Source organism: Actinomadura sp. NPDC048032 (assembly GCF_040653175.1).
GTDB classification, from domain to species: Bacteria; Actinomycetota; Actinomycetes; order Streptosporangiales; family Streptosporangiaceae; genus Spirillospora; species Spirillospora verrucosospora.
This window is the reverse complement of sequence record NZ_JBEZJP010000702.1, coordinates 1-2,393: the sequence shown is the minus strand read 5'-3', so window position 1 is coordinate 2,393 and position 2,393 is coordinate 1. Positions and strand designations below refer to the sequence as shown.

The 2,393-nt window shown below is 71.6% G+C and carries 2 protein-coding genes; both read left to right on the top strand.

Features of this window, described 5'->3' with window-relative positions:
• The coding region (locus AB0C69_RS41270; RefSeq protein WP_360362147.1) for a magnesium chelatase domain-containing protein at window positions 1–717 on the top strand (717 nt) is incomplete at its 5' end.
• Window positions 718–830: 113 nt separating this feature from the next.
• Window positions 831–1,913 carry a DNA integrity scanning diadenylate cyclase DisA gene (gene disA, locus AB0C69_RS41265; protein WP_179845771.1) on the top strand — a complete coding sequence of 361 codons (1,083 nt, stop codon included), beginning with the start codon at window positions 831–833 and terminating at the stop codon, window positions 1,911–1,913.
• The last annotated feature ends 480 nt before the right edge of the window (window positions 1,914–2,393 follow it).

Here is a 2,393-nt window from a genome sequence, read left to right as displayed (position 1 = left end):
CTGGTCGACGTCGTCCTGTACTTCGAGGGCGACCGGCACTCCCGGCTCCGCATGATCCGCGCCATGAAGAACCGGTACGGCCCCACCGACGAGCTCGGCTGCTTCGACCTGTCCGAGGTCGGCATCGTCGGGCTGCCCGACCCGAGCGGCCTGTTCCTCACCCGCCGCGAGGAGGCCGTCCCCGGAACCTGCGTCACCGTCACCCTCGAAGGGCGCCGCCCCCTCGTCGCCGAGGTGCAGTCCCTCGTCGCCAAGTCGCACCTGCCCGCGCCGCGGCGCGCCACCTCCGGGCTCGACACCTCCCGCGTCGCGATGGTCCTCGCCGTCCTCGCGCAGCGCTGCAAGATCTCCATGCACGAGCAGGACGTGTACGTCTCGACCGTCGGCGGCGTCCGGCTCGCCGAGACCTCCGTCGACCTGGCCCTCGGCCTCGCCGTCGCGGGCTCCACCGTCGAGCAGGCCCTTTCCACCAGCCTCATCGCGCTCGGCGAGGTGGGCCTCGCCGGGGAGGTCCGCATCGTGCCCGGCGTCCAGCGGCGGCTGGCCGAGGCGGCCCGGCTCGGATTCAAGTACGCCGTCATCCCGCGCGGCTCCCTCGAACTGGCCGACGGGCCCCTCAAACGCGCCGACCCGCAGCTCAGCAGCTACGAGGGCATGAAGGTCATGGAGGTCGACAGCCTCCAGCAGGCGCTGCAGGTCGCGTTTACCGCTCCCTGACAGGCGTCCCGCCAGAGTATTACTTCACACAACGCACGCTTGCGACCTGGGGAGGAACCAGCGCGCGGCCCGCCTCGGTAAACTGGCGCCGTCCAGCGACCTCCGGGGGCCAGGTGCCATCACACGACAAGGGTCATGACGAACGACGCCGCGCCACACTGGCCGCGGTGGCTCCCGGCACCCAGATCCGGGACGGACTGGAGCGCATCCTGCGGGGCCACACCGGCGGCCTGATCGTGCTCGGCTACGACAAGCCCGTCGCGGAGCTGTGCACGGGCGGCTTCGAGCTCGACGTCGAGTTCTCCGCCACGCGGCTGCGCGAGCTCGCCAAGATGGACGGCGCGATCGTCCTCGACGACAGCCACACCCGCATCGTCCGCGCCGCCGTCCACCTCGTGCCGGACTCCACCCTCCCCACCGAGGAGTCGGGGACCCGCCACCGCACCGCGGAGCGCGTCGCCCGCCAGACCGGCCTGCCGGTCATCTCGGTGAGCCAGTCGATGCACATCATCGCGCTCTACCTCGACGGCATCCGCTACGTCCTGGAGGACTCGGCTGCCATCCTCTCCAAGGCCAACCAGGCCCTGGCGACGCTCGAACGCTACAAGCTGCGCCTCGACGAGGTGTCCGGCACGCTGTCGGCCCTGGAGATCGAGGACCTCGTCACCGTCCGCGACGTCAGCGCCGTCGTCCAGCGCCTGGAGATGGTGCGCCGCATCGCCGACGAGATCGAGGGCTACGTCGTCGAGCTCGGCACCGACGGCCGCCTGCTGTCCCTCCAGCTCGACGAGCTGGTCTCCGGCGTGGACGTCGACCGGCAGCTGATCGTCCGCGACTACCCGTCCGACGACACCCGCACCCGCGGCGTGGACGCCATCCTGTCGTCCCTCGACACCCTGTCGGCCAACGAGCTCCTCGACCTGTCCACGGTCGCCGAGGTCATGGGCTTCGCCGGCCCGGACGCCCTCGACCTGCCCGTCAGCCCCAAGGGCTTCCGGCTGCTCGCCAAGGTCCCGCGCCTGCCGAGCATGGTCGTCGAACGCCTCGTCGAGCACTTCGGCGGCCTGCAGAAACTCCTGGCCGCCAGCATCGACGACCTCCAGGCGGTCGGCGGCGTGGGCGAGTCCCGCGCCCGCAGCGTCCGCGAGGGCCTCTCCCGCCTCGCCGAATCGTCGATCCTCGAACGCTACGTCTAGGGCCTGCCTCGAAGTGGCCCTCGGCCGCACGCGCGAACGCGTGACCTGGCCGATGGAGCGAAGTCGGCGGCGAGTGGAGCCGGGCAGATCGCGAAGCGATGCCGCGTTCGCCCAGGCCTGGTCACGTAGCGAGCCGCAAGGCGAGCGAAGAGGGCCGAGGCAGCAGCACCGCCCAGCGCAGGCAGCGGGCTGCCACCACAGTCAGCGGGCCCAGGCAGTGCAGGCCCCTGGATCGGCGGAGCCGAAGATTCGTTGCGCCCTTCACAACGGGCCAGCGCGGCCACGACATTCGGCAACTCCGGCCGCGCGACCCGAGGCAGCCCTGACGACGGGACGGCGAGCGCACGCGGCGGGCAAGGGCCACCACAGGCGGAGCGAGTTGGGGCCACCACAGGCAGGGCGGGTTGGGGCCAGCACAAGAGGAGCGAGTTGGGGCCACCACAGGCGGAGCGAGTTGACGTCTCCATCGGCCTCGGCGGC